6 protein-coding genes are annotated in these 4985 nt (G+C 69.3%); 4 read left to right on the top strand and 2 right to left on the bottom strand.

Annotated features, from left to right (window positions below; genetic code table 11):
- The first annotated feature begins 258 nt into the window (after nucleotides 1-258).
- The 3 genes from mca to G6021_RS13395 all read left to right on the top strand — a co-directional run bounded on the left by mca (nucleotide 259) and on the right by G6021_RS13395 (nucleotide 1756).
- Nucleotides 259-1182, top strand: coding sequence for a mycothiol conjugate amidase Mca (gene mca, locus G6021_RS13405; RefSeq protein ID WP_182617701.1), 924 nt, complete (start codon nucleotides 259-261; stop codon nucleotides 1180-1182).
- Nucleotides 1183-1226: 44 nt separating this feature from the next.
- Nucleotides 1227-1502 carry a hypothetical protein gene (locus G6021_RS13400; protein WP_182611255.1) on the top strand — a complete coding sequence of 92 codons (276 nt, stop codon included), beginning with the start codon at nucleotides 1227-1229 and terminating at the stop codon, nucleotides 1500-1502.
- 74 nt (nucleotides 1503-1576) lie between these two features.
- A complete protein-coding gene (locus tag G6021_RS13395; protein WP_182611250.1) occupies nucleotides 1577-1756 on the top strand; it encodes a hypothetical protein in 180 nt (59 codons plus the stop codon).
- An 8-nt stretch (nucleotides 1757-1764) separates the two neighbouring features.
- On the opposite strand, the gene G6021_RS13390 is transcribed toward G6021_RS13395, so the two are convergent.
- The gene (locus G6021_RS13390; protein WP_182611249.1) at nucleotides 1765-2466 is read right to left on the bottom strand and encodes a CE1759 family FMN reductase; all 702 of its coding nucleotides are present in this window, start codon (nucleotides 2464-2466) and stop codon (nucleotides 1765-1767) included.
- Nucleotides 2463-3713 carry an LLM class flavin-dependent oxidoreductase gene (locus G6021_RS13385; protein WP_182611248.1) on the bottom strand — a complete coding sequence of 417 codons (1251 nt, stop codon included), beginning with the start codon at nucleotides 3711-3713 and terminating at the stop codon, nucleotides 2463-2465. Before G6021_RS13385 ends, G6021_RS13390 begins: the two co-directional genes overlap by 4 nt.
- 676 nt (nucleotides 3714-4389) lie before the next feature.
- Here G6021_RS13385 and G6021_RS13380 point away from each other — a divergent pair.
- A complete protein-coding gene (locus G6021_RS13380) occupies nucleotides 4390-4938 on the top strand; it encodes a nuclease-related domain-containing protein (RefSeq protein ID WP_179526287.1) in 549 nt (182 codons plus the stop codon).
- The last annotated feature ends 47 nt before the right edge of the window (nucleotides 4939-4985 follow it).

Raw genomic sequence — 4985 nt, 5'->3', positions numbered from 1 at the left:
TCCGCCACCACGAGGGCGCCGACGAGCAGGACCAGGAAGCCGGCGACCACCTTGCCGGTCACGCCCGACCCGGTGTCGTCGTACCTCCCGGCGGGCGGGGCGCCCGCGGCCTGCGACGCGACGTCCGGCCTCGGCTCACTCATGATCCCCAGGGTATCCGGGGGCCCCGGGCGGACCGCCCCGGGGGCACCGGTGGCCGGTGAGTCCATAGAATGGGTCATCCCGATCCCCGAGCTCTGATGAACGGCAGGTGCGACGATGGCCGGTCTCCGGCTGATGGCGGTGCACGCCCACCCCGACGACGAGGCGTCCAAGGGCTCCGCGACCATGGCCAAGTACGTGGCCTGGGGCGTGAACGTGCTGGTGGAGACGTGTACCGGCGGCGAGCGCGGCAGCATCCTCAACCCTGCGATGGACCGCCCTGACGTCGTGGCCGATCTCGTGGGCGTACGGCGCCGCGAGATGGCGCGCGCGGCGGACATCCTCGGCGTCGACCACCACTGGCTGGGCTACGAGGACTCGGGTCTGCCCGAGGGGGACCCGTTGCCGCCGTTGCCTCCCGGATGTTTCGCCCTGGCCGACGACGACGAGGTCACCCGCTCCCTGGTCGCCAGGATCCGGGAGTTCCGTCCGCACGTGATCATCACCTACGACGAGAACGGTGGGTACCCGCACCCGGATCACCTGAAGGTGCACTCGGCGTCGATGGCCGCCTACGAGGCCGCCGCGGACCCCGATCGCTACCCCGGCACCGGCGAGCCGTGGGCCGTGGCCAAGGTCTACTACACGCACGGCTTCCCCAAGAGCCGTCTGGAGCTGCTCGACGAGGAGCTGTTCGCCCGCGACGGCGTCCGCCACTTCGCGGAGTTCCTGTCCCGCTGGGGGGATCGCCCCGACATCATGGAGCGGGTGACCACCCGGGTGGAGTGCGCGGACTACTTCGAGCAACGCAACTCCGCACTGCTGGCCCACGCCACGCAGATCGACCCCAACGGGTGGTTCTTCGCCGCCCCGGTGGAGATGCAGCAGCGGGTGTGGCCCACCGAGGAGTTCGAACTCGCGGCAAGCCGGGTGGCCGTACCCGAGCGGGCTGAGGGAGAATACGAGTCAGACCTGTTCGAGGGCGTCGACCCGTACGTCGCGCTCCCGGTCGGACCGAGCACGAGTGAGGACCCGAGATGATCACCCTGGGACCGGACGTCCAGATCCTGGCGTATCAGACCTCGATGGTCTTCGCGCAGAACCAGTCGCCGGGCACGCCCGGGTACAACGACCACCCGATGGGCCCGGAGTTCGGCAAGGCCTCGCCGATCGGGATCCCCGTGGTCCTGCTCCTGCTGGTCGCGACGGTCCTTCTGATCCGCAACATGAACAAGCACATCAAGAACCTGCCCGAGACCTTCGACACCGACCACCCCGAGCCGGATCAACTGGCCGACGAGGGCACGGACCGAGCCGGCGTCGAGGGCGGGACCCCGGGCGCGCCCGTCGATCCACGCTGAGCCCCTCCGACATCGGCTGCGCCCCACCGCATCCGGTGGAGGTGCTCCGCGAGTGGGCAGATGAGGTCGGACAGGTGACCCGGCAGCTCGACCCGGGCCGACTGATCACTGCCGGCCTCCTGGGAGGCGACCAGTGCGGCCGGGTTGCCGACGGCTACACGCTCAACGCCGAGTCGCCGTATGTCGACGAGCTTCAGTACCACGAGTTTGGCTACACCGGAATCCTCCCTCTACGCCTCGCGCAGACCGATTGATCCCGGGGTTAGCTCGCACCACCGAGCAGGTCGCCCATCGGGACGAAGTCGCCGAACTCGTCGTCGTCGCTCCTCCGGCCCCGTCCCTCGTCCGCCCGGGTCGGCGCCACCGCACCCCCGGTCACCCCGGCGAACCGCAGCATGAAGTCCGCTAGTTCCGTGCCCACGCGGTCGGCGCGCGAGGCCAGCGAGTCTCCGTCGCCGCCGGTGGCGACGGCCCCGAAATCCTCGGAGGCCGCGAACACCGAGGTCGGCACCACGTCCGCCTTGAGGTAGGCGAACATCGGGCGCAGCGCGAAGTCGATCGACAGCGAGTGCCGGACGGTGCCACCCGTCGCACCCAGTGCCACCGGGACGCCGGTCAGCGTGCCGGGGTCGATCACGTCGAAGAACGACTTGAAGAGGCCCGAGAATGACTGGTTGTACGTGGGTGTCACCGCGATCACCCCGTCCGCGCGGGCGATCTCCTCGAGTGCGGCGCGCAGTTTGTCGCCGGGGAACCGGGTGAAGGTGGCGTCCACGACCTCATGGGCGAGCCCGCGGACCTCGAGGACCGTCACGTCGACGTCCTGCCCGTGGCGCCCGAGGGCCTCACGGGTCGCCGAGGTGAGACGGTCGGCCAACATCCTGGTGCTCGACGGCACCGAGGTGCCCGCCGAGATCACCACCAGCCGCAGCGGCCGTGCGTCGGGTGCGTGGGTGGCGGTCACTTGTCGCCCCGTCCCGCCGGTGCCTGCGCGAGCCGGGACTCGGTGCGGCGGGCACGGGCCAATGATTGCTCCTGGGCGCGCTGTCCGCCCTCGACGGTCAGTCCGGTCCAATTGTCGCCGGTGCCGAACCGGTAAGCGTCCGAGTACGCGGGCGCCCCCTCGGCGGCCAGCGCGGCGTCACGTGCCGCGACACGTGCCGCGTGGGTGGGCCCATCAGGCACGTGCGCCGGCCGCAGCGCGTCGAGCTCGCGACGCAGGACCGGGACGATCTCGGTGCCGAGGATCTCGATCTGCTCGAGCACCGTCTTACGCGGCAGCCCGGCGTGATCGATGAGGAACATCTGGCGTTGGTAGTCGCCCACGTGCTCGCGCATGGTCATGTAGCGGTCGATGACCTGTTGCGGGGATCCCACCGTCAGCGGAGTCTGGGCGGTGAAGTCCTCGAGCGACGGGCCGTGGCCGTAGACCGGGGCGTTGTCGAAGTAGGGGCGGAACTCGTCCACCGCGTCCTGGCTGTTGGGGCGGGCGAAGAACTGACCGCCCAGCCCGACGATCGCCTGGTCAGCCGAGCCGTGACCGTAGTGCTCGTAGCGACGGCGGTACAGCTCGACCATCTGCTTGGTGTGGCTGATCGGCCAGAAGATGTTGTTGTGGAAGAACCCGTCACCGTAATAGGCGGCCTGCTCGGCGATCTGCGGCGAGCGGATCGACCCGTGCCAGACGAAGGGCGCGACGCCGTCCAACGGGCGCGGGGTGGACGTGAACTGCTGGAGAGCAGTCCGGAACTTGCCCTCCCACTCCACCACGTCCTCGTGCCACAGGCGGTGGAGCAACTCGTAGTTCTCGATCGCCAACGGCAGGCCCTGTCGGATGTCCTGGCCGAACCACGGGTACACCGGGCCGGTGTTGCCGCGTCCCATGGTCAGGTCGACCCGGCCCCCGGCGAGGTGCTGCAGCATGGCGTAGTCCTCGGCGATCTTCACCGGGTCGTTGGTGGTGATGAGCGTCGTGGCGGTGGACAGGATGATGTCGGAGGTCCTCCCGGCGATGTAGCCCAGGGTGGTGGTGGGGGAGGACGTGACGAAGGGCGGGTTGTGGTGCTCGCCCAGGGCGAAGACGTCCAGGCCCACCTGCTCGGCCTGGACCGCGTACTCGACGATGGCCTCGAGGCGCTCGTGCTCGGTGGATACCTGCCCGGTGTGGGGGTCAGGTGTGATGTCGGCGATGGAGAAGATCCCGAACTGCATGATGGCGAGCCTTTCAGTCTGTTGGTGCGTTTCATCCTAACTTGCTGACATGTCAAACAAAAGGGGGTCGGGGAGTATTCCGCCTCACCCTTGGCGCCTCTCGGTTCGCGAGTTCTCCTCCGCGCCGTGGCCTCGGGATGTGAGTATTCGGCGACTGACATCAGGAGGCGCCGTGACCGAGTGGATCGTCCGAAGGTGGTCCCGTTTCGGCCACGACCGGGTCTATGCCGCCACGCCGGGCGGAACCGACCTCGGTTATCTCAACCTGGCGACCGGCCGCTACCACTCCGACGATCTCGCCAACCTTCCGCTGTTGCGCAAGGCGATCGAGGACCACCCGCACGCGGGGCGACACCGGGATTCGGCTCAGGAGTCGAGCCGGATACCGCAGGGGGTCGGTGTGCCTGCACCTACACCTACACCTGTGCCTGCGCCCGCGCCTGCGCCCTCGCCGGTGCCACCGCCGGCGACGGTGCCACCGCCCGCGCCGTCGCTGCCGAGTTCCGGGCCGGTCGCGGCGTCGACTGGCTCCTCGACAACTGCGTCGACCGGGCACGCCGGCGCGCCACGCACCGTTCCAGACACCGTATCCGGACCGAGGTGGCACGATCTCGCCGATGCTCGTGCGGGGGCGGCCGCACGCGAGCGAGCGCTCGCCGAGCGGGAGGCGCAGGGGATGGTGCGCCATGTGCTCGCCCGGTTGGTCGACGCGAAGACCGACGAGCGTGCCTGGCGTATCGGCGCGGACGGTGAGCAGGCCGTCGGCGAACAGCTGGCGGGCCTGGACGCCCGGTGGAGGATCCTGCACGCCGTACGCGTGGGGGAGAGGGGTGCCGATATCGACCACGTGGTGATCGGACCCGGCGGCGTCTTCACCGTGAACTCCAAGAATCATCCCAAGGCGGCGATCTGGGTGGGCGGGGACACCTTCATGGTCAACGGCAGTCGGGTTCCGTACATCCGCAACAGTCGGCACGAGGCGAGGCGGGCATCCCGTCTGCTCGCGGAGCAGGTCGGCTTTCCGGTCCCGGTCGTCGGGATGATCGCGGTGGTGGGAGCTCGAGGGGGATTCACCGTGAAGAACCAGCCCTCAGATGGCGCTGTGACGGTGGTTCCCCGGCGTCGCATCAGGCGATTCCTCACGTCGCAACCGCAGCGACTGGGATTACGCGAGATCGACGCAATCCACGAGGTCGCCAGGCGATCCACGACGTGGCACCGCTGAACCCGGGTTGGTGAGGGTTAGGCGGGGTGGGTGCGGTGGGCGCCTGG

It is taken from the genome of Dietzia sp. CW19, assembly GCF_014145265.1.
Lineage (GTDB): Bacteria > Actinomycetota > Actinomycetes > Mycobacteriales > Mycobacteriaceae > Dietzia > Dietzia natronolimnaea.
The sequence above is the reverse complement of the archived record's forward strand: the minus strand, read 5'-3'. Positions and strand labels throughout refer to the sequence as shown.